Annotated in this window: 18 protein-coding genes and 4 pseudogenes; 9 read left to right on the top strand and 13 right to left on the bottom strand. The window is 68.6% G+C overall.

What is annotated here, in order from left to right; translation table 11 throughout:
- Positions 1–627: 627 nt before the first annotated feature.
- Complete coding sequence (locus ABZ656_RS44725) at positions 628–1,593, bottom strand: WYL domain-containing protein (RefSeq protein ID WP_101404523.1); 966 nt, start codon at positions 1,591–1,593, stop codon at positions 628–630.
- Positions 1,594–1,683: 90 nt separating this feature from the next.
- Between ABZ656_RS44725 and ABZ656_RS44720 the strand changes: the two genes are divergently transcribed.
- Together ABZ656_RS44720 and ABZ656_RS44715 are read left to right on the top strand one after the other, a co-directional pair.
- Positions 1,684–2,049 carry a VOC family protein gene (locus tag ABZ656_RS44720; RefSeq protein ID WP_101404522.1) on the top strand — a complete coding sequence of 122 codons (366 nt, stop codon included), beginning with the start codon at positions 1,684–1,686 and terminating at the stop codon, positions 2,047–2,049.
- Between the two features lie 71 nt (positions 2,050–2,120).
- A pseudogene (locus ABZ656_RS44715) lies at positions 2,121–2,261 on the top strand (leucine zipper domain-containing protein); the annotation flags it as partial.
- A gap of 153 nt (positions 2,262–2,414) precedes the next feature.
- On the opposite strand, the gene ABZ656_RS44710 reads toward ABZ656_RS44715, so the two are convergent.
- The 4 genes from ABZ656_RS44710 to ABZ656_RS44695 form a co-directional block, all read right to left on the bottom strand.
- Positions 2,415–2,798 carry a helix-turn-helix domain-containing protein gene (locus ABZ656_RS44710; protein WP_180362456.1) on the bottom strand — a complete coding sequence of 128 codons (384 nt, stop codon included), beginning with the start codon at positions 2,796–2,798 and terminating at the stop codon, positions 2,415–2,417.
- Between the two features lie 1,332 nt (positions 2,799–4,130).
- On the bottom strand, positions 4,131–4,550 hold the full coding sequence (locus tag ABZ656_RS44705; RefSeq protein WP_101404519.1) for a roadblock/LC7 domain-containing protein: 420 nt from the start codon (positions 4,548–4,550) through the stop codon (positions 4,131–4,133).
- Positions 4,547–6,565: a nitrate- and nitrite sensing domain-containing protein gene (locus ABZ656_RS44700; RefSeq protein WP_360276509.1), complete on the bottom strand. Its 2,019-nt coding sequence runs from the start codon at positions 6,563–6,565 to the stop codon at positions 4,547–4,549. The genes ABZ656_RS44705 and ABZ656_RS44700 overlap by 4 nt, the downstream gene beginning before the upstream one ends.
- Positions 6,566–7,331: 766 nt before the next feature.
- On the bottom strand, positions 7,332–8,789 hold the full coding sequence (locus ABZ656_RS44695; RefSeq protein ID WP_360276506.1) for an amino acid permease: 1,458 nt from the start codon (positions 8,787–8,789) through the stop codon (positions 7,332–7,334).
- Positions 8,790–9,125: 336 nt separating this feature from the next.
- On the opposite strand from ABZ656_RS44695, the gene ABZ656_RS44690 reads away from it, so the two are divergent.
- Positions 9,126–9,860 carry an FCD domain-containing protein gene (locus tag ABZ656_RS44690; RefSeq protein ID WP_101404516.1) on the top strand — a complete coding sequence of 245 codons (735 nt, stop codon included), beginning with the start codon at positions 9,126–9,128 and terminating at the stop codon, positions 9,858–9,860.
- 74 nt (positions 9,861–9,934) lie between these two features.
- Positions 9,935–11,407, top strand: coding sequence for an APC family permease (locus ABZ656_RS44685; RefSeq protein ID WP_360276502.1), 1,473 nt, complete (start codon positions 9,935–9,937; stop codon positions 11,405–11,407).
- A gap of 262 nt (positions 11,408–11,669) precedes the next feature.
- Here ABZ656_RS44685 and ABZ656_RS44680 read toward each other — a convergent pair.
- Positions 11,670–11,945: pseudogene (locus ABZ656_RS44680) on the bottom strand (tyrosine-type recombinase/integrase); the annotation flags it as partial.
- A 22-nt stretch (positions 11,946–11,967) separates the two neighbouring features.
- Positions 11,968–12,765, bottom strand: coding sequence for a hypothetical protein (locus ABZ656_RS44675; protein ID WP_180362454.1), 798 nt, complete (start codon positions 12,763–12,765; stop codon positions 11,968–11,970).
- 636 nt (positions 12,766–13,401) lie between these two features.
- Between ABZ656_RS44675 and ABZ656_RS44670 the strand changes: the two genes are divergently transcribed.
- On the top strand, positions 13,402–13,599 hold the full coding sequence (locus ABZ656_RS44670) for a hypothetical protein (RefSeq protein WP_360276499.1): 198 nt from the start codon (positions 13,402–13,404) through the stop codon (positions 13,597–13,599).
- Here ABZ656_RS44670 and ABZ656_RS44665 read toward each other — a convergent pair.
- From ABZ656_RS44665 to ABZ656_RS44650, 4 genes and pseudogenes are all read right to left on the bottom strand, one after another.
- Positions 13,583–13,792, bottom strand: a complete 210-nt coding sequence (locus tag ABZ656_RS44665; protein ID WP_101404513.1) for a hypothetical protein — start codon at positions 13,790–13,792, stop codon at positions 13,583–13,585. The two genes, ABZ656_RS44670 and ABZ656_RS44665, sit on opposite strands and share 17 nt — an antisense overlap.
- A 360-nt stretch (positions 13,793–14,152) precedes the next feature.
- Positions 14,153–14,332 (bottom strand): annotated as a pseudogene (locus tag ABZ656_RS44660) (DUF2000 family protein); the annotation flags it as partial.
- 539 nt (positions 14,333–14,871) lie between these two features.
- Complete coding sequence (locus ABZ656_RS44655; protein WP_101404512.1) at positions 14,872–15,174, bottom strand: putative quinol monooxygenase; 303 nt, start codon at positions 15,172–15,174, stop codon at positions 14,872–14,874.
- 332 nt (positions 15,175–15,506) lie between these two features.
- Positions 15,507–16,469 carry a carbohydrate kinase gene (locus ABZ656_RS44650; protein WP_101404511.1) on the bottom strand — a complete coding sequence of 321 codons (963 nt, stop codon included), beginning with the start codon at positions 16,467–16,469 and terminating at the stop codon, positions 15,507–15,509.
- Between the two features lie 247 nt (positions 16,470–16,716).
- Between ABZ656_RS44650 and ABZ656_RS44645 the strand changes: the two genes are divergently transcribed.
- From ABZ656_RS44645 to ABZ656_RS44630, 4 genes are all read left to right on the top strand, one after another.
- Entirely contained in the window at positions 16,717–17,733 is a 1,017-nt protein-coding gene (locus ABZ656_RS44645) for a sugar ABC transporter substrate-binding protein (RefSeq protein WP_360276494.1), read from the top strand.
- 128 nt (positions 17,734–17,861) lie between these two features.
- Positions 17,862–18,857, top strand: a complete 996-nt coding sequence (locus ABZ656_RS44640; protein ID WP_101404509.1) for an ABC transporter permease — start codon at positions 17,862–17,864, stop codon at positions 18,855–18,857.
- Positions 18,854–19,690 carry an ATP-binding cassette domain-containing protein gene (locus ABZ656_RS44635; protein ID WP_101404508.1) on the top strand — a complete coding sequence of 279 codons (837 nt, stop codon included), beginning with the start codon at positions 18,854–18,856 and terminating at the stop codon, positions 19,688–19,690. Before ABZ656_RS44640 ends, ABZ656_RS44635 begins: the two co-directional genes overlap by 4 nt.
- 75 nt (positions 19,691–19,765) lie before the next feature.
- On the top strand, positions 19,766–20,788 hold the full coding sequence (locus tag ABZ656_RS44630) for a LacI family DNA-binding transcriptional regulator (protein WP_101404507.1): 1,023 nt from the start codon (positions 19,766–19,768) through the stop codon (positions 20,786–20,788).
- 147 nt (positions 20,789–20,935) lie between these two features.
- On the opposite strand, the pseudogene ABZ656_RS44625 reads toward ABZ656_RS44630, so the two are convergent.
- A pseudogene (locus tag ABZ656_RS44625) lies at positions 20,936–21,135 on the bottom strand (SAM-dependent methyltransferase); the annotation flags it as partial.
- Positions 21,136–21,330: 195 nt separating this feature from the next.
- The coding region (locus ABZ656_RS44620; protein WP_360276489.1) for a hypothetical protein at positions 21,331–21,732 on the bottom strand (402 nt) is incomplete at its 5' end.

Raw genomic sequence — 21,732 nt, 5'->3', positions numbered from 1 at the left:
TCCTCGTACTGGACGTACTTGGGCTTTCGGCCGGTGCGGCGAGAGTGCGTGCCGGGCGTCGCGACGGGGCGAACGTTGCCTGTTGCGGCACTAGAACGGGGTCCGTGCCAATGCACAACAAAGTCCGCCATGTCCGCCAAACGGGCGGGCAGATTCCAGACTCCGGCAACAGAGTCCCCCTGGCGCTCTTCGCGCTCTCATCCCCCTGCGGCACCTGCCACCAATTCCTCTTTCGGCTCCAGAGATCCGGCGGCCTCGTGTGTGAGAGGTGCCGAAGATTCGAGCAACTCCACTCGGCAACCGCTCGACTTGAGCGGAAGATCGACGAGGCATCTGGCCGCCGACCCGCCCTCGCTCTGGCTGATGCCTCGCTCGCGGATGCCGAGCAGAAGGTCAAGCGCCTCAAGGCCCGTAAACTTCCCGCGAGTGCAACCCGAGAACTCCATCCTCCGCGGGGTCAGTCCTCCGCGCGGCCTCCGGCTTCGGTCGCGGTCCTGAACCGGTCGCGCCACGGCGGGTTCTGCGACTCGGAACGCCGCACTGATCAGCGGCCGGCTCACTTCGACCGGTCGGCCTTCCTGGACGGGTCCCCCGCGGAGAGACGGGACCTGGTCTAGTTGTTGCGGGTCAGGACGTTGCTGACGGCGCATAGTGGTGGGCAAGGTTGGTGGCGAGGTCGCGGAGGTGAGCCCTGGCTTCGATGGGGCCGTGCACAGTGATGGCGCTCCCGAACGGCAGTAATGCTCGCACGTCCTCCAGACGCAGGAAGCGGATCGTTACCTTGTAGCCGGCGGCGGAGTCTTCATGGTCGTCCCGGACGAGTCGTTGGCCAAAGATCCGTTGCGCTCGCTCGATCTGGGTCTGGTCGATGGTGGCGCTGACCTCTATCGCGTGCTTGTGTTCCCACTGATCAATGAGCGCTGCAGCGACGGTGGCCAGGGTCTGGTTCTCGCGGATCCGTCGTGGCTGGTCGACTTCTTTCCACGTCGTGATCCGTTGGAGTCGGTACATCCGTGGCGCTCGGGCACAGTCGGCGACGAGATACCAGATGCCGGCCTTGGCCAACAGCCCGTAGGGATCCACGACGAGGTCGCGCGGGCATGGCTCGTGTGGGCTGTCGTACTCGATCCGAAGCCGGCGGCCTCGCCGCACTGGGCCGATCAGCGAAGCCGGAGTCGTGCCGGAAGCTCGTGCCTGGAGCCAGGGACGGCTGTCCACATGCACTACGTCGGTGAGCGGCAGGAGCTCATGACCTCGACGTGACTGTGTAGCCATGATCTTGGAGAGCGCGCGCCGGCTTTCGGCCGATGCGTTGAGCTCCGCACGTTGCCTCTCGTCCAGCCCGGTGAGCGACAGATGATCACGCTCGCCCGGCGTGAGTCGCGTGAGGTCGAGCCCGGACCCGGGCAGCATGGTCACGCCTCCGAGGCGGCCCCGTTGTGCGGTCACCGGCAGTCCGGCGTCGCGGAGCCAGTTCAGGTCCCGGGTGATGGTTCGAAGGGACACCCCGAGCGCCGAGGCAAGTTCCTGTGTGGTCACGGCATCCCTCGATCCGAGGAGCAGCATCAGGGAGAAGAAGCGGTCTGGGGTCACACGCCAAGTTTTCAGGAATTGCGACACGATGCGGCGCATATCCCGGTCAGGCTGGTGGATGCGTACCTACGACCTGTGAGAAGGACAATCATGACCACATCCGTCGTGTCCATCGTCTATGTGAACGACGCTCCCGCCGCAGCTCGTTTCTACGGCGACCTCCTCGACATGAGCCCCTCGTTCGAGACTCCGGGATACATCACCTTCGACCTCGGACCGGGCGCTGACCTCGCTCTGTGGTCTGGCCAGTTCGAGGATCTGTCACCGGACGTCCCGCGTACCAGTGAGGTTTGCCTGGCCATCGACGGTGGACCCGACGAGCTCAACGCGATCTTCAAGCAGTGGCAGTACAAGGGCGTCACGATCCTGCACGAGCCTCATGATGCGGGGTTCGGGCTGACCTTCCTCGCAGCCGATCCTGACGGGAACCGTATCCGCGTCGCACCGCAGGACTGAAAGGCCACAATGCGGCAGGCGCCCACCGCAGGTGTTGCGCCTGCCGTCGTCTGACTTTGAGAGAACGACGAGTGCCCCACGCGAATGCGCCCCTGAGCGTCGAGGGCCGTAGGCGGCTCGTGAAGTGGTGCCGGACACGTCCCATCGCCCACGTCGCCGCTGAGATGGGCATCTCCCGCGCATGCGCCGGCAAGTGGGTAAATCGCTGGCGGCTTCCGCGAGTTCACCAGCGAGGGCGCCCGGTCAGCCGCGATCGCAGTGTGGAACATCCACTACAACTACCATCGGCCGCATAGTGCTGCCGCCGGAAAGCCGCCAGCAGCACGCCTCCGCGAGAGCGTCACTGACGTCGAGCCCTCATACAACTAGTCGAAGGCGTCCGGCCACCCCGAGGCCGACTGCAGGGCCGGGGCGACGGTCTCCCAGGTGACGGCGAGCAGCACGAGGGTGCGGTCCCGCTGGTCCTTGAGCGACAGACCGGTCAGCTTCTCGATCCGGCCCATCCGGTACAGCAGCGTGTTGCGGTGCACCGGCAGCGCGGCCGCTGCCGCAGTGCTGTCGAAGCCGTGGACGGCGAGGCACCGCAGAGTGTCCGCCAGATCCACGGCTTCGGCCCGCTCCAGCGGACCGAAGACCCGCCGGACGATCCGTTCGGAGGCTTCCGGGGAGTCGGCCAGCAGCAGTTCGGGCAGGTAGTCGTCGGCACGTACCCGGCCCCGGCGTCCGGACCGGGCCGCGATCGCGAGCAACGCGCGCAGGCCGTCGACCGCCGAGCCGGTCGCGGGCGAGTGGCGGGTCCTGGGCCAGGATCAGCCGCGGGTCTTCGAGAAACGCCTCCCAGCCGAACCCGGACGGTGTCAGCCCGGTCACCCGGACCCCCTCGGTGAACGCGAGCGCCCCTGCCGTGCGCAGCCGCGACGCGAGATCGGCGTGCGAGGCGACCGTGGCCCCGGCCAGCCGGGCGGCGAACGGACGGTACGGTTCCGTCAGATCGAACCCGAGCCGGGCGGCCCGGTCCCGGTCCCGGTCCTCGATCGTGACCGGCAGCCGCGCGCACAACCGGTCGAACAAGGCTCGGGCGCGCCGGTCTCCGGCCGTGGACGGCGCGTCCTGCTGGTCGGCGTAGGCCCGCGCGAACACGTCCACCACCAGGTCGAGGTAGTCCTCCAGACAGCCCCAGACCGTGTCCCACTCCGTGACGAGCACCGCCCGGTCCTCGTCACCCGCCAGGTCAAGCAGTGCTTCCCAGAACATCCGCGCACCACGGCGGTAGACCAGGATGCTGTCCTCGATCGGCTGGCCGGCGACAGCTCGGGCGCGCAGGAACTCGTGCAGTTCGGAACGGAGGTAACTGTCCGGCGGGATCCCGTTGACCATCCAGCGCAGTACGAGGTCGACGTTCCAGCGCACCACGGCCGTCCGGTCCACCGGCCACTCGAACCCGGTGTACGCCGGCAACCGGCCGAACCCGTCCTCCATCCGGCGCACCACGACGCCGACGTCGAAGCGCTCCAGAACACGCCGCAGTTCACCACCGCCTGCCGCACCCGCACCGGACGGGGGAAGCACATTCACGGACCCGATCCTTCCACATCCGTTCGCCCGTCCGGGCCCTCGATACCTGAGCACTCCGGGACCCGTCGAGCCCCTGACACCCTCGAACGACTCCCCAACCAGTTCGTGGTTCACGATGCCATCGACTCCCCTGCCGACGACCTGGCCGCCAAGCACTTGTCGGGGAAGGGCCCGCCGGCACGGACTCAGCACACATGAGGCCGGGAAGCGCCGTGAACACGTGAGAACTACGGAGGAGTGTTTCCCCAGGTCAGACACCTCAACGTCGAAGTTTCCGCAGGTCACAGCCCCGCCCAGATAAAACTCCTGAAGCGGTTGTCGCAGGTTCGAATCCTGCCGGGGGCACAGAGAAGCACCGGGCCAGGGGCCCTTCTGTCCAGCGGACGGGAGGGCCCCTGCGCTCGTAGCACACATCTCGTATTGCACACATGCGGTACACGCGCGGACGGTGGGGATCTGTCGCGGATGCAGGATCCTGAGACGCAGGTAGCCGGAGCGCGCCGCAACTATCCCGCGGCCAGTGGAGCGGAGTGGAGTTCGCGTACCAACTGCGGGGTGAGCAGTTCTCCGGCGCGGTCGGCGAGGATGGCCATCTCATAGCCGACCAGGCCGACGTCGCACCCGTCGGCGGCGAGGACACCGAGGCAGCTGCCATCGCGGATGCGCCCCACCATGAGGAAGCCCCCGAGCATTTCGATCATGACGAGCTTCATGCCGCGGAACCCGTGTGCCGTGGCCGCGTTCTGCGCGAGGCTGGTGATGCCGGAGACGACGGCGGCGAGGTGGTCGGCGCGATCTCGGCCGAGGCTGTCCGAGGCGGCCATGAGCAGGCCGTCGGAGGAGACGGCGACGGCATCGGTGACGCCGTCGGCGGTGCGTACGAACTCCGAGATGAGCCAGCCGAAATTCTGGATGGCGGTGGTCACGATGACGCTCCTTGTGTGCTTCGGGCCTCGGCACGGGCGACACCTGCTCGGAAGCCGTTGAGCAGGGAGGAGACAGCGGGCCTGGCGGGCGGGGGTGAGGCGGCGGAGGCCTCCACGGGGGCGAGCAGACGCCCGGGGAGGGCAAGGAGTGCGGACAGGCCGCCGCCGGTGGTGTCGAAGAGGTGGACTTGGGTGCCTTCACCGAGGCGGTGGGCGAGCCGGCCGACGACGAGGTGGCCGAGGAACCGGGTGGGCGCGGCGAGGAGGGCTTCCTCCCCGGAGCCGGAGAAGCGGGCGTGGGCACGTTCCTTGTCGGCTTCGGACATGCCGACGCCGTGGTCGACGACGGCGAAGCAGTACGAGTCGTCCTCGGTGTCGTACCAGCCGTGCACCTCGACCGGTTCGGTCGGTGGCGAGAAAGTCAGCCCGTTCTCGATGAGTTCTGCGAGGAGGTGGGCGACATCGGCGACGGCGTGTCCGCGCACCCGCACCGGCTCCACGGTGGCGATCAGGACCCGCCGGTACTGCTCCACCTCGGCGACGGCGGACTGGACGACTTCCAGGCCGTCGGCGGGTGCTGCCGTAGGCCGCGGCGGATTCTGTCCGGCCAGGACCAGCAGGTTTTCGGCGTTGCGCCGCATACGGGTGGCGAGGTGGTCGAGCTCGAAGAGCTCGGCGAGGGCGTCCGGGTCAAGTTCTTGCCGTTCCAGCAGGGTGATGAGGCTGAGCTGACGACGCACGAGGTTCTGGTTGCGGCGGCCGAGATTGGCGAGCGATTCGGTGGTGTTACGGCGCAGGGCGGCCTGCTGGGCGGCCAGGTGGAGGGCGGTGTGTTCCACCTGGTGCAGGGACGCCGCGACCTCGGCGATCTCCGCCGCGCCGCCCAGCAGCCATGAATCGGGGTCGTCCGGCGCGCCCGCCGGCGTGAGGAGCTCAGCATGGTCCTGCGGGGACTGCTGGATACGGGCGACGGTCGCGGGCAGCCGGTGCCGCGCCACGTCGTGAGCGGCCTCGGCGAGCGCGCCCAGCGGGCGCGTGAGGGAACGGGAGGCAAAGGCGGCGAGGGACGCGACGAGGACGGCCATGAGCGCTCCCGCGACGAGATAGGCGGCGAGGCCGATCCCGGCGTCGTGGCTGAGCCGGTCGGCCCGGTCCCTCGCGTCGTCACCGACCGACTGCTGGACGGCGTACAGATCGTCGACGAGTACGGTCATCGCATCCCACCAGGCGCTGGCGTCGGCGTGCAGCGCGGAGCCGTCGGCGGCGCCTTCCGCCCGGTTCTCGTAGACGGTGGCGCGTTCGGCGTCCTCGGTGCTGAAGGCGTTCTTCAGGGCCGCGCGCCGGCGTGCGGTGGCGATCTGCCGGAAACGGGCGAGGGCTGCGACGCGCGTGGCACGTACCTCGGTGACCGTGAGGTACTCACGGCCGTGAAACCTGCCTTCGGCGAACACGCCATTGAGGAGGCCGCGTTCGAGAGCGACTGACTCCTTGGCTGCGGCCAGTTCCCGCAACGCCGCGAGCCCGTCGCGCAGTTGACGGTCAGAGCCAGTCGCGGTCTCCGCTACCGGATCGACGGCGTTGAGGGCTTCGACGGCGGTGGTGTAGAAGTTCAGGGTCGCGGCCCGGTCTGCGCTGCCCGTGTCGGCGCTGCCCCTGTCGGTGGCGGCCCGGATGCCGGAAAGGCGCTGCAAGTGCCGATGGATGACATCCTCGACAGCGCTTTCGCGGCGCATTCCGCGCAGCGCCGTGTCAACGCGCTTGCGAGTAGCGGCGAGTGGTGGGCGGAACTCCTCCTCACCTCCCAACAGACCGTTCGTCAGGCCGCGTTCGCGTTGCAGCTGGTGCACCAGGGCCTGGATTCGCAGACTGAGGCCAACCTCGGAACGGGTCGTCCGGGCGTCACCGAAGGCCACGGCACGGCCGTGCACGGCGAGACCGGCCACCGCCAGCAGCAGGCAGATCGGGACCGTGATGACCACCGCCACCCGGCCCCTGACGCTGCGCCAGCCAGGCATCGGCCGACGGCCGGGAGGCGTTCGGCGACTGCGGCGGCGCCCCGAACCGCCCTTGCCTAAACGGCTCTTGCCGATTGCGCCAAACCTGCCCAGCGCCAGCCTTACTGGCGTCCGCACCCTCATGTCACGAAGTTAGTCCGACCGCCGTAGCGGCCGGTTTCCGACCTGTTAGGCCGCGTGGGAAATTCAGTTGCGCCGCCCTCACACCGCGGGCCGAGAGACTGTGACCGCGGATGACAAGACAGGTGGTGCCAGGCACCGGCCGCTGCCCGGCGCACCAGGGGCCGTGGTCGACGTGCGGCGTGGCTCGCGCAAGGACAAGGAAGCCAAGGCGATGAAGCGCAAGATACGCAAGAAGCGCTGGCCCAGGCTGACATCCACGAATGACATCAACGGCACCGGACTCCGGCGCACCTGCATTCCTGGGCACGGACTACGCCACCGCAGGACACCGCGGCCGGACCGAGCGCTGATCGAACTTCTGAAGCGGGTGTCGCATGTTCGAATCCTGCAATGGGCAAAAGACCGGGGGCCGGCTCAGGAGGGGTTTCCCTCCCGGGCCGGCCCTTCGTCCTGCTCGAGACGATCGGCGACGGTCCGGTCACGGTCGCCGGTCAGGCTGCCCGCCCTGCGGCCCGACGAAGACGTGTCCGTGGCAGAGGCACGCCGACGGCAGGATTGACCGCCAGGCAACGGGACTGGACCGCACCGCCGAGGACGTGACTGAGGACGACGTACGCCTTGCGGACCGACCGCGGGCCGGCCCCTACGACGGGGTTACCGCGCTGCGCCTCCTGTTCCGGCCCAGGCGCCCGCGGACCAGCGCGACGGCCACCACGCCCATGGCCACCAGGGTGGACAGGACCACCTGGTCGCGGCCGCCGCCCGCGGCCGTGTCGGTCAGCATGTAGCCCAGCACGAACGTGATCAGGGCGATGGTGGCCCACGTCAGGTAGGGGTAGAGCCACATCTTGACGATCAGCTTCTCCGGCGCCTCCCGCTGGATGATCTTGCGCATCCGCAGCTGGGAGAAGCAGATCACCAGCCAGACGAACAGGGCGATCGCGCCGGAGGAGTTGAGCAGGAACTGGAAGACGGTGTCCGGCCAGAGGTAGTTGAAGCCGACCGCGACGAAGCCGAAGACCACCGAGGCCAGGATGGCCGACTGCGGCACGCCGCGGCCCGTGGTGCGGCCGAGGGCGGCCGGGGCGTCACTGCGCCCGCCGAGGGAGAACGCCATGCGCGAGGCGGTGTACAGACCGGAGTTGAGGCAGGACAGCACGGAGGTCAGCACGATCGCGTTCATGATCTGGGCGGCGTGCGGGATGCCGATGGAGCTCAGCGCGGCGACGTACGAGCCGTCCTTGAGGATCGCCGGGTCGTCCCAGCGCAGCAGAGACACCACGATCAGGATCGACCCGAGGTAGAACACCGCGATCCGCCAGATCACGCTGTTGGTCGCCTTGGTGACCGCACCCTGCGGGTCCTGGGACTCACCGGCCGCGAGCGTGACGATCTCACTGCCCATGAAGGAGAAGACCACCATGAGGACGCCGGTGAGGATCGCCCCCGGCCCGTGCGGCAGGAACCCGCCGTGCGCGGTCAGGTTGGAGAAGCCGGACGCCGGGTGGTCCGAGCCGGGCAGCAGCCCGAAGATCGCGAGGGCGCCGACCACGATGAACGCGGCGATGGCGACGACCTTGATGCCGGCGAACCAGAACTCGAACTCGCCGTAGGAGCTGACCGAGGCCAGGTTGCTGGCGGTGAGCACGACCATGACGATCAGGGCCCAGCCCCACTGCGGGACCGCCGGGATCCAGCCGGCCAGGATCTTGGCGCCTGCTGTCGCCTCGACCGCGAGCACCACGACCCAGAAGAACCAGTACAGCCAGCCGATGGTGAATCCGGCCCAGCGGCCCAGCGCGCGGTCCGCGTAGGCGGAGAACGAGCCGGACGTGGGGTTGGCGGCGGCCATCTCGCCGAGCATGCGCATGACGAGGATGACGAGGACTCCGACGAGCGCGTAGGAGACGAGGATGCCGGGGCCCGCGGCGGCGATGCCGGCGCCGGAGCCGACGAAGAGGCCCGCGCCGATGACACCGCCGATCGCGATCATCGACAGGTGGCGGTTCTTCAGTCCGGCCTGCAGGCCGGAGGATCCTGCCGGGGCGCTTTCGGCGGTGGTCACGGGGTCTGCGGCGGAAAGAGGGGGACGTGTAGTCATCTCGACATCCAGGGAGGGGGTGCGGAAGAGGACATGCGTCGGCGAGCCGGGGCGGGGGTGACCGCGCAGCTTCGCCGAAGGGGGACGAGCGTCGTGACCGGGAAATTAGTTCACGACGATCGAAAAGAACAAGACTTGTATAAGTGTTCACCTTGCTCTATTTTTCGTGCAGCGCGGAGCCGCCCTGTCTGTGGTGGCTGTCGCGTCGTCCCCTGTGTTCCGGCCCCCGTGGGAGCCCTCATGCACAACACACCGCGGCGTGGTCGCGAGAACCTCCGCTGCGCACGGCGCCGCCGCCCGCCATGACCCCGCTCAGCAGGCCGTTAGGGTGACGTCGTGGTGAATGCAGCGGGCAAGTTCGGGCCCTACGACCAGCCGGGCCAGGCACGGCCGGCGCCGGTCGCCGGGATGCGGAACGCCCCTCTCCTGTCCGGCAGGGGCCAGACCGGTTCCGAACTCGTCCGATCACGGATCGCCCTGCAGGTGCGGCTGAAGTCCGTGTCACCGGGCGACCGGCTGCCGGACGCCGGCGTCCTCGCCGAGGAGCTGGGGATCAGTGAGATCACCGTGCGCCGCGCGCTGGAGGGGATGTGCCAGGACGGCTTGCTCGACCGCCGACGAGGCCGGGCGGGCGGCACCTTCGTCGCGCCGGGCTGGGATACGGTCGTCGCCCTGATGCACGACGCCGACGAGGCGGCCTCACTGAACGCGTTCCACCTGCTGCTCGAATGCGGCCTGGTGGCGCACAGTGCGGGCGAGCTCCCGGCCGACCGGCTCGAAGGGCTGCGGACGCTCGTCGACGAGATGGACCTGGCCGATGACCCGGCAAGACTGCTCGAACTGGAGGCACGCTTCCATCTCGACCTCGCGGAAGCGCTCGGCGGCCCCGGAATCCGCGAGTTCGCGGGCGACCTGCTCGGTCGCCTGTGCCTGCTGCTGCCCGCTCCGACGCCCGCGGTGGTACGGGCACAGAACCGCTGCCACGCCGAACTGCTCGCCGAGCTCGGCCGCGGCGCGATGGACCCGGCCGTGCGGGCTGTGAAGCAACACCAGCATGCCCGCCCGAGCTGACGCCCGGTCGCGCCGACCCGAGCACCGGCAACGCGCGCCGCTCGCCCCGCCACACCGCGGAAGGAACTGCCGCCATGTCTGACCCCGGAGCCGTCGGCCCGTCGTCGACGTCGGGCCCCGCCGACAGCACGCCCCAGCGCCTGCGCGGTGGCGTTCTCGGCATGGCGGACATCGCCGCCGCCACGATGGCCAACGTCGGCCCGGCCATGAGCTTCTTCTTCGGCTTCGCCTTCCTCGCCACCACTGCAGGTATCGCTTCCCCGCTGACCATCACCGCCGCAGGCATCGCGGTCGCACTGCTCGGCAACACGCTCGCCGAGTTCTCCCGGGCGCACCCCTCGGCGGGCAGTTTCATCACCTTCGTCGGCAAGACCTTCGGGCCGGTCAGCGCGGTGACCACGGCCCTGCTCGCCGGGCTGGGCTACATCATCGCAATGGCCTCCGTCATCGCGATCTCTGGCGGGTTCGTACAGATCACCCTGCACCACTACACCGGCGTCGACCTGCCGTGGATCATCTGGACGCTGCTGCTGACCGGACTGTCGGTGGTACTGATGCTGCGCGGGGTGGTGGTCTCCACCAAGTGGGCCGGCTACTTCTTCGCCGTGGAGATGCTGGTGCTGGTCGTGGTCTCGATCGCGGCGATCGTCGAACACCGCGGCCACCTCTCCGCCGACCCGTTCCTGCCCAGCCACATCCGCCACGGCCTCAGCGGCCTGGCAGCCGGATTCCCACTGGCGGTGTACCTGTTCGTCGGCTGGGAGAACTCGGCGGCGCTGGCCGAGGAGACGGAGAACCCGCGGCGCAACGTCGGCCGCGCCGTGTTCTTCTCCATCGCGATCATGACCGTGAGCTACATCCTCTTCTCCTACGCCACGGTGACCGGCTTCGACTACGACGTGGCCAGGCTCGGCGACGCCCGCATTCCCTTCATCGCCGTCGCCCACGACACACTCGGAGCGCTGGCGTTCGTCGCCTACGTCGGGGGCTTGACCTCCACCCTCGGCGTACTGATCGCGGGCATCAACTCCCAGGCCCGCATGGTGTTCAACGCGGGCCGCGAAGGGCTGCTCCCGTCCTTCTTCGGGTACGTGCACCCCACCCGCCGCACACCGACCAACGCAATCGTCACCTTCACCGCCACCGCACTGCTGATCATCGGAGGCTGGGGCCTGGGCCATGTCCTCGGGTCCGACGGCGGTTCGATGAACCCCGTGGTCTTCTTCACGGAGTCCTCGAGCCTGGGCGCCATCCTGATCCTGCTGGTCTACCTCGCGTCCAACATCGCCCTGCCGCTGTACTACCGCAGGTACCGTCCGCAGGAGTTCCGGACGATCCGGCACCTGGTGCTGCCCGCGATCGGCGCCCTGGCCATCCTGGTTCCGCTCTACTACCTGGCCAAGCCCGGACAGCCCGCGCCGTACAACTGGTTTCCCTACGCGGCACTGGCCACCCTGCTCGCCGCCATCAGCTACGCAACGCTCCTGGTCCGCCGCGACCCGAGCCTGGCCGAACGCGTCGGTTCCGTCGTCGCCGACGCAGAGTGAGCAACTTCCGGCCAGAACGGATTCAGCTCACATCAGGCCGGGAAACCCCGCGAACACCTGAGAACCACGGAGGGGTGTTTCCCGGGCCAGACACCCAGCAGTCGGCGTTCCCGCAGGTCAAATGCTTATCCAGAGAAAACTCCTAACGCGGGTGTCGCAGGTTCGAATCCTGCCGGGGGCACAGAGAGAAGGGCCAGCTCAGGAGGATTCACCTCCCAAGCTGGCCCTTCACCGTTTCCGGCGCCGTGCCACACGCGTGCCACTACGTCCGTGCGGAGCCCTTGTCGCCGCTGTCCGAGGGGTCTCCCCCGTCGCCGCGGATCATCGCGCCGAGGCGGTCGACGATGGCCCGATCACGGTCACTGGTCATGTGCTGATAGATCAGCGCGGCCCGCGAGCTGCTGTGGCCCATCCGCGTCATCAGCTCCCGCGCGCCGGCCCCGGCCGCGGAGGCCGGCGTGTTGCCCGTATGCCTCAGGTCGTGGAAGTGCAGCTCGGCCGTGACGCCTGCGTCCTTCGGCGCCTTGACCCAGTCGTCGGCCACTGATCGCACCCGTCGCCTACGGCCTGCCGTCGAAGAAGCCGGACTTCAGGTCCCCGATGACGGCGTCGAGTGGATGCCCACTGACGATGAACGGTCCACTCCAGGGCGCGCTGAGTGCGAAGAGCAACGCCAGGCTCAGCCCGACCACACTCGCAACACCTACGATCAGCAGTGACGTTCGCAGGCTGCTGCGGAACACCAGTGCGCCGGAGTTCACGATCAAGGCCAGTCCGCTGACCACAAGCGTGACGACGTAGAGCGCGGGAACGTCACGCGAGGCGGCCGCAACGCGGGCGCGACGACTACTGGTGACACCGTCCATGGAAACCACCAGCTCCGTGCCTGACGGGGTTGCCACCTCGGACCGGGCCGCCTCGGCGCGCACACTCCGCTCCAGCCGTGCGATCGCGCGAGCGGTGGCTGGGTCGTCACCGGATGCCGCTGCTGTAGCCTCCCACTCCCTGGCACGCGTGGTCTGCAAGTAGTCCAGGAGTGCCGCATGGATCGGCTCCGACCGGACTCGCGGACTTGTCGCCGCCCATGCCAGGCGGGAGGCCGCGGCCGCCTCGTCGCTCACCAACCCCTCGGCTGCGCGCAGGTAGCCGGCCTCGCTGGCCAGTGTGAGTGCCGCAAAGATCGCGAAGGCAGCGCCGAGTGTCGGCATCAGGGGCGTGGCGATCTGCGGCACCCGATCCCGTTCCTCGACCGGTACGAGCGCCCGGACGCCGACCCGCGCCACGGCCGCGACCAGTAAGGCCAGGAAGAGCCCGCCCACAACCAGCACCACCGCCGGCAGCGAGGTCAACCAGTTCACCACATCACCTACAGCGCGTTACCGCGAGCGCCCCGCGGCGGCGGTACACCGGCCCCGCGACCTGGAGCGCCTCGTCGATCACTTTTAATGAACGCTCCATGATCACAGGTTGCAGACCTTTGAAGCTCGCGACGCCCGGCACGGCATCTCGTTTCGTTGGCCAAACAGCCGAATACGGCCCAGTACGAGGCTGTACTGACAACGACCGCCGACGCCTTCTTGTCTGAACTCTTCCCTGAGTCACTGCTGACGGCGACGGACAAGGCGCTACACGCGTTCGAGTCCGATGTGCAGACGCTCCAGGACCAGGCCGACGAGCAGATCTTCGAAGCGATCGAGCGGGGAACAACGGGGAACCACGGTGAGAGCAACCGAGCCCGACGAGACCACAGCCCAACCGTTCGCCCAGGTAAGCGCCTCAACAGGCACTAGAACACCTCAGTTTCCCAAGCTGATTGCTCTCCAGCCGTCGTCACGGGTCGGTCAAAGAAGGGTGCGTTACCGCGGAGTGACTGGCTGCTTCCTCCGGTTGACGCCGGCCATGTACTCCATGGCTGGGCCGTCCGAGGTCGCTCAACAGGGACCAACAACGACCGATGACGACCGCTCAACCGCAGACAGGACCCGCCCTGAGCTGTGAAAACCCAGACCGCCGACATCCCCGGCAAGACCCAGGGCAAGAAGAAGCAGCCCCTGACGATCAAGCCCCCTACCAGCGAAGACCCGCGGGTAGGGGGCTTGTCGCTGTGGACTCCGATCGGCGGTCAGGCTGCCGGTATCGGCGATCCCGCGATGAGGAAGTCCCGCGATCCGACGATCAGAGGGAGACAGTGACGCCGACCTGGTGGTACTGGCCGACGGTGTCCAGGACGCCGTCCTTGACCGCGCCGAACTGAGCCACGAGGTCCGAGCTGCCGATCGCCGTGGGGCCGGCGGCGATGCCGACCTGCGGGCTCAGGCCGCCGGAGACGGTGTCGAGCTCGGCGTCAGAGATTTCAAGGGTCTGAACCTGGGGAGCGGAGTTCATGATGAAACTGCCCTTCGTATGGATGTTCCACAAGGGGGAGCGGCCAGGCTGGGGATAGCCGGTGGGCCGCGACCGCAGGCGCGCGCCATCCGTTTCCGGACACCTTGGCGCGATCCCGGCGGCGCAAAGGATCAAATCACGGAGCGTGCCCGGCATCCAGTCGGTCGCTGCTCCCAGCAAGGCAGTTGAAACAGTCGACTACTCATCCGTGCACGCATGCACACGAATCGAGGGCAGCTTCTCTACATGTAGCCCCGCACAGGAAACCGACAGCTATTGCCACGGCAGCTCCGACCAGGACAACTCCACACCAACAGAACGCACCCGTGCCGCAGTTGCGCATTCGCTGTGCAGATTCAGTCACGTATGCAGCCGTGCGCCCTTCAGCACCTTGTCCGCCGCGTTCCGCGGCCCGTGCACCGCCAGCCCCATCAGGTCCGGCTCCTCCGTCGGCACGGCCCGGACGGCGGCACGGTTGTCGCGGTCGTTTCCGGTCGCGAAGAGGTCGGAGGTGAAGACGGCACGGGGCAGGGCACGGCTACGGATCAGAAGGTGCCCGTGCCCCACCAGCTGCCCAGTCCATCAGGGTCCGTGGTCCGCATACGGTGTGGCCCAGCGCAAGGAGCGGGAAGCCAACGATCGGGAAGCCAAGGATCGGCGAACCTGTACAGAGGTGAACCCCATCCGTGCACGGGGCTTGTCCCAGGGCCGGGTGCCCCCTACCTGTACACAGCCACGGGGCCGCTGAGCGACAACGTGAGGCTCTACGCGACGACGGTCCCGCCGGCCGAGGGCAAGCAGGTCGCCTTCGTCGGTCTCCCCAACATCATCGGATGCACATCTTCGCCGCCGCGATCAGCTGAACGCAGGCCCTGACCTGCTCTGCCGCGCCGGCCAGACGCGGCAGAGCACGGCTGATCAGCAAAGCAGAGCTCGGCGGGCCGTTCCGCCACGCCCGCTCCGGCACCTCCACGACCCGGTGGTACATGCACGCGTACAAACCCCGCCGACTGGAGCTGGAGCGGCAGTTCGATCTTTCTGCGCTCCGGCTCCGGGTCGCCGCCGGTGTTCAGCGCCCGTTACGGATGCGTGGCCAGCGGATCGAGGAACGTCAGTACGGAGGCGTCCTCCTCGATCAGCGGGGTGAGGGCGGCGTTGAACGGGGCACCGTACGGGGCGTCCAGGTGTGTCTTGAAGGCGTCCTCGTCCCGGTAGACCTCGAAGATCCAGTATCCGCGCGGGTTTGCCGCCTTGGTGTAGACGTCGAAGGCCAGGTTGCCTTCCTCTTCCCGCACCTTCAGGGCGTAGTCCCGGATCAGGCGGGCGACCTCGTCCTCCGCTCCCTCTCGTGCGGTGAACTCGGCGAGCAGGGTCTTCTTCACGGTTTCGTGTCCTTGTCAGTGAGCGGAGTCGCGGTGCCGGGCGACGGCCTTGTCCGGATTCACCGAGCCGATCCCTCGCATGCGGGCATGCCGGGTTACGCGTACAGGGCTCAGGATGTCTGGTTGTCCCCCGGCCATCCGCGCAGCGGTGACTGCGGCCCCGGCGCGGACGTACCGAAAGCCCCGGGCCGAGGCCGGCGTCCACGCCGCCGACCAGTGGTGCCATCGTCGACTTGTGTCATCGATGACATCGAGTGTCCGATTATGAAGCGCAATCCGGCCAGTGCGTCAATGGTTCGGGCGCGATCGCCCCGGCGCGGGCCGACAGACCATCAGGCGCCGCCGACGGTCGTGAACTGCGCCAACTGGTTCGGCCACGGCGGGTTGGGGCCGACAACCGAGCAGGTCAGGGCCGCGACCTGCGCGGCGAACAGGCAGGCTGCCTCGACATCGCCGAGACGCAGGTCCGTCAGCCTGCCGCCGAGGAGTCCATGGGTGCCGAGGTGGTGCAGCAGCCCCGCGGTGAAAGAGTCACCTGCACCGACCGTGTCGACGACCGGCATCGCCACCGCGGGCACCCGCACCCGCTCCCCGTCGAGTGAGGCCAGGGCGCCGTCGGCACCGCGCGTGATCACGACGAGCCGCGCACCGGCGGCATGCCAGATGTCGCACGCCCGCTCGGGCGGTGTTCCGGGCAGGAGGAGTTCCAGATCGTCCTCGCTCAGCCGCAGTACATCCGCGAGGGCACACCAGTGCGCCAGCCGGGCACGGTAGACCTCGGGGTGCACCAGGAGCGGGCGGACGTTGGGGTCGATGCTGATCGTGGCCCGAGGCGCGGCGGCAGCCAGGAAGTCCTCCAGCACGGCCGCTCCGGGCTCCTTGACCAGGGCCAGCGAGCCGGTGTGCACACAGGCGGTGTCGGCCAGGTCGACGCCGACCAGCTCCGCACCGGTCCACTGCCAGTCGGCGGTGGCCTGCGCGTGGAAGGAGAACGCAGCCTGGCCCTCGGCGTCCAGTTCGGCAACAGCCAGCGTGCTGGGCTCGGCGGCCGCGACGGCGTACGACAGGTCCACGCCGGACGCCTCGAGATGGGCCCGGAACAGACGGCCGAACACATCGCCGGACAGGCGTGCCAGGAAGCGGGCCGGGGTACCCAGCCTGGCCAGGGCCACCGCCGTGTTCGCAGGTCCGCCACCGGGCAGCACCCGCAGGGCGAGCTCATCCGGGACGCTCGAGGGTTCGGTGAAGGCGTCCGCGACGCACTCCCCCAGGACGGTGATCTGGCGCGGGCTCATGGGCTGCTCTTCTCTCGGAATGCGCGGACAGAAACAAGCACGTCCCGGGCAGCCGGTGAACGGCTTCGGGCGGGCGACGGCCGCGGACGTTGCCGATTTGTGACGGGCGCAAGGCATTGACGTTGCCGGGGAACGGAGTCCATCATCCTCGCCAAGCAGTGTCAACGATGACATAAGTCAACGATGACACCGAGGGACGGCATGCCCCGATGCCGGCCGTTCGCCCGCAATCCCGCAGGAGTCGTTCATGTCACGCATCTCTCGTCTGCCCTCCCCCTTGCTCAGAGCCGCTGCCTGCACGGGTGTCGCAGCCCTCGCCCTGACCGCCTGTGGATCCGGATCGGGATCGGGCACCGCGAGCACTGGATCGGGCAGCGTCAAGGTCGGTCTGATCACCAAGACCGACACCAACCCGTTCTTCGTGAAGATGAAGGAGGGCGCGGAGAGGGCAGCCAAGGAGAACGGCGCCCAACTGTCCACCGCGGCAGGCAAGTTCGACGGGGACAACGCAGGTCAGGTCACGGCCATCGAGAACATGGTCGCCGCCGGCGTGAAGGGCATCCTGATCACCCCGAGCGACTCCAAGGCGATCGTGCCCGCGATCCAGAAAGCCCGCGCCAAGGGTGTCCTGGTCATCGCCCTGGACACCCCGACCGAGCCGGAGAGCGCGGTCGACGCCCTCTTCGCCACCGACAACCTCAAGGCCGGCCAGCTGATCGGCGAGTACGCCAAGGCCGCCATGAAGGGCAAGACGGCGAAGATAGCCGCCCTCGACCTCGCGCCGGGTGTCTCCGTCGGCGTCCAGCGGCACAACGGATTCCTGAAGGGCTTCGGCGCCACCGACAAGGACGTCGTGTGCGCCCAGGACACGGGTGGCGACCAGGCCAAGGGCCAGACCGCGATGGAGAACTGCCTGCAGAAGGCGCCCGGTATCAACGTCGTCTACACCATCAACGAACCGGCGGCCCTGGGTGCGTACACCGCGCTGAAGGCCAAGGGCCGGGAGAAGGACGTCCTGATCGTCTCGGTCGACGGCGGCTGCACCGGCACCCAGGCCGTCAAGGACGGCAAGATCGCCGCGACTTCGCAGCAGTACCCGCTGAAGATGGCCGCCGAGGGCGTCAAGGCCGTCGTGACGTACGCCAAGGACGGCAAGAAGGCGTCCGGTTACACCGACACCGGCGTCACGCTGATCACCGACAAGGCGCAGGACGGGGTCACGTCGAAGGACACCGTCTACGGCCTGGACAACTGCTGGGGCTGAGCCGCTCACCCGCCCCTGGCCGCCATTTCCCAACCCCTCAGCGGGGCGGCCGGCCCCACCTCCCCGACCGGGGACGGCCGCCCCCTTGTCCTCCCACCGGGACTTCTGTCTTCCGACAAGGACTTCGCATGACAGCCACGACCACGCCGTACGCCGAGCTCAAAGCGCCGACCACGGCCCGCAGACTGCTCACGGCACCGACCACCGGCCCTCTGGTCGCCCTTCTTCTCGCCTGCGCCTTCTTCGCCCTCTCGACCGACCAGTTCCTCACCGGCGGCAACTTCTCGCTGATCGTGCAGCAGGTGATGGTCGTCGGCACCCTCGCCATCGGACAGACCCTGATCATCCTCACCGCGGGCATCGACCTGTCCTGCGGAGCCGTGATGGCGTTCGGCAGCATCATGATCGCCAAGATGGCCGCCGAGGGCTCCCTGCCGCCGCTCCTCGCCATCGCGCTGGGCATAGCGGTCTGCGCGGGCTTCGGGCTGCTCAACGGGCTGCTGGTGCAGAAGATCCCGCTGCCGCCGTTCATCGTCACCCTCGGCATGCTCAACGTGGCGTTCGCGCTGACCCACATCTACTCCGAGGAGCAGACGGTCACCAACCTGCCCGGCCCGCTGACGGCCCTCGGGCAGACCTTCCCGCTCGGCCACACCGACATCACCTACGGCTCCCTGGTCACCATCGCCCTGTTCCTCCTGCTCGCCTACGCGCTGAGCAGCACCGGCTGGGGTCGGCACGTCTACGCCCTGGGCAACAGCCAGGAAGCGGCGCGGCTGAACGGTGTCCGCACCTCCCGGCTGACGATCGGCACCTACACCGTGGCGGGTCTGCTGTACGGGATCGCCGCCCTGCTGCTCATCTCCCGCACCGGAGTCGGCGACCCCCAGGCGGGACAGACCGACAACCTCGACAGCATCACCGCCGTGGTCCTCGGCGGCACCAGTCTCTTCGGCGGACGCGGATCGGTCCTGGGGACCTTCATCGGCGTTCTCATCGTCGGCGTCTTCCGCAACGGCCTCCAACTGATGGGCGTCGCCTCCATCTACCAGACCCTGATCACCGGTGTTCTGGTGATCCTCGCGGTGACCGTCGACCAGATCTCCCGGAAGAAGGCCCAATGACCGCCACCACTTCCCCCACGCCCGTTCTGCAGGCCCGTGGTCTGGTCAAGCGCTACGGCCACGTCACCGCCATCGACGGCGCCGACTTCGACCTGCTCCCCGGCGAGGTCCTCGCCGTCATCGGCGACAACGGCGCCGGCAAGACCAGCCTGATCAAGGCCCTCACCGGCGCGGTGGTCCCCGACGCCGGCGAGATACGCCTCAACGGGGAGCCCATCACCTTCTCCGGCCCGCAAAGTGCCCGCGCCCACGGCATCGAGACGGTCTATCAGGATCTCGCCGTGGCGGCCTCCATGGACATCGCCTCGAACATGTTCCTCGGGCGTGAGCTCCGCCGTCCCGGCGTGCTCGGCAGTGTCTTCCGCATGCTGGACAAGAAGCGGATGCGACAGGAGGCCGCCGAGCACATGGCCGACCTGAAGATCGGCCTGCGCTCGCTGACGCAGTCGGTGGAGACGCTCTCCGGCGGACAGCGGCAGGCCGTTGCGGTCGCCCGTTCCGTCGCCTGGGCCCGCAGCGTCGTCGTCATGGACGAGCCCACCGCAGCCCTCGGCGTCAAGGAGTCCGGTCAGGTCCTGGACCTCATCCGCCGCGTTCGCGACAAGGGCATGCCGGTCGTTCTGATCAGCCACAACATGCCCCACGTCTTCGAGATCGCCGACCGGATCCACGTCCACCGGCTGGGCCGGCGCGCTGCCGTGATCAAGCCGTCCGACTACTCCATGGCCGAGGTCGTCGCCATCATGACCGGCGCGCTCAGCATCGACGAGGCCGGAGATACTGTCGTAGCGGATTCCAAGGCCGCGAAGGCCGCCGGAGTCCAGGCCACCTGACAGCACAACCCAGCTCTCGCAGTTTCCGGCCGAGGCCGCGGCCGGAACCGAGAGCCCTCAGGAGACGGTTTCTCCATGGCAGCGAACCGCCGCCCCACCCTGGCCGACGTCGCCCGCGAAGTCGGCGTCAGCGCCAAGACGGTCTCCCGAGTCCTCAACGAGGACGGACCCGCCTCCGCTCAGACCAGGGAACAGGTACTGGCCGCAGTGGCCAAGCTCGGCTTCCAGCCGAACCTGATGGCCCGCAACATCCGCGTCGGCGGCCCGGACACCACCATCGGCCTGGTCATTCCCGACCTCGCCAACCCTTTCTTCGGAGCCGTGGCCCGCGCCATCGAGGACACCGTCCGCGACCGCGGACTGACCCTGCTCATGGGCTCCTCCGCGGACGACCCCGATCGCGAACGCGCCCTGACGGACAAGTTCCTCGCCCGGCGGGTCAGCATCCTGATCGTCGTTCCGTCCGTCGGCGCCGACCACTCCCACCTCAAGTCCCACCGCACGGCGGGACTGCCCGTCGTCTTCCTCGACCGCCCCGGAGCCGGCCTCGCCACGGACAGCATCGTCAGCTCCAACCGCACCGGAGCCCACGACGGCGTCGCCCACCTCATCGCCCACGGCCACCGGCGCATCAGCTTCGTCGGCGACCTGCCCCCGAAGCTGTACACCCGCCGTGAACGTCTGGCCGGCTACCGCTCCGCGCTGCAGGAAGCCGACATCCCCTACGACCGCTCACTCGTCACCAACGCCCACGACCAGCAGGGCGCCGAGGCCGCGACCGCCCGACTCCTCGGCCTGGCCGATCCCCCCACTGCCCTGTTCGCCGGCAACAACATCATGGCGCTGGGCATCGTCGCCGAACTGGCCCGCAGCAAGCGCAAGGATGTCGCCGTCGTCGCCTTCGACGACGTATCGCTGGCCGAGGCACTCGAACCGGCCCTGACCGTCGTCGCCCAGGACGCGGAAGAACTCGGCAGAACAGCGGCGACCACGGCGCTGGCACGACTCGACGGCGACCGCTCCCGCGCCCGCACCATCACCGTTCCCACACGACTGATCGTCCGAGGCTCGGGGGAGCAGCCCGTGCCCAAGCCATAGGCGGCTTACCCTGTCCAGGCAGAACTTCCAAAGGTGTCGCAGGTTCGAATCCTGCCGGGGCATCATTCACTACCTCTCTGACCTGGTGTTTCTCTCCCGGTCAAGAACGAAGTGTGCAGCCGCGCGCGCAGCGAACAAGGACATGTGCAGCAGGCCGCGAGGGTCGCCTCCGATGCCGACGTTGCCGTCGGTGAGCAGAACCGTCTGCCGGCCGGCAGACGGTCGAAGACCGACCGGCAGAGTGCGAGCCCGCCCAGGGCGGTGGTCGGGGTGACCGCGCGAGGCGCGATGTCGACTCCCAGGGTGAAGACTCCCCGGCTCAGGAGTTCTCCGCACAGCCGGCCGGGTCGCAGGGCCGGCGCGCGCACCGCTCGGCAGCTGGGGCGGACCACCCATGGGGCCACCCATCTGCTGCTGCTGCGGGCCCGATATGCCGGCGGGTACGGGGGCGCCGGGACCTCGCATGCCCTGCGGCGGGCCCTGCTGATCCTGCTGCTCGGGCGGCTCCTCGCCGACGCCGTACAGCTCGTCCTCGTCGGTCGTCACGGTGTGGCGCCATGCCCTGTGGCGGGTCGGTTCTCGTTGCCGCGGCCGGCCCGCCTCACGCGGCGCAGTCTCATCGCGAAGGCCACTGCGGAGGCGGCGAAGAGCACGCCGGTGATCGCCAGCCATCGGCCGAGGTAGACGTCGTAGGACAGCCCGGTGTCACCGGGGTAGGGGACCGCGAGTCGGAAGACGAGGGGGAACCAGACCAGCAGGAGCAGACCGGACAGGAAGGCGGGGACGCGCAGGTAGTTGATCCACGGCACCGTCGGTCCGGCGGTAGCGCGATGCCGTAGTACGGAGAGCGCCGACAGGTCGGCCAGCGAGTACAGGGGCAGCAGGATCAGGTCGTGGAGGACGGCGGCACCGACGAACCAGACCGCCACCTCCAGCGGCTGTAC

This window comes from Streptomyces sp. NPDC007095, assembly GCF_040634475.1.
In the GTDB taxonomy this organism is placed as follows: Bacteria; Actinomycetota; Actinomycetes; order Streptomycetales; family Streptomycetaceae; genus Streptomyces.
This window is presented reverse-complemented; position numbering and strand designations above follow the sequence as displayed.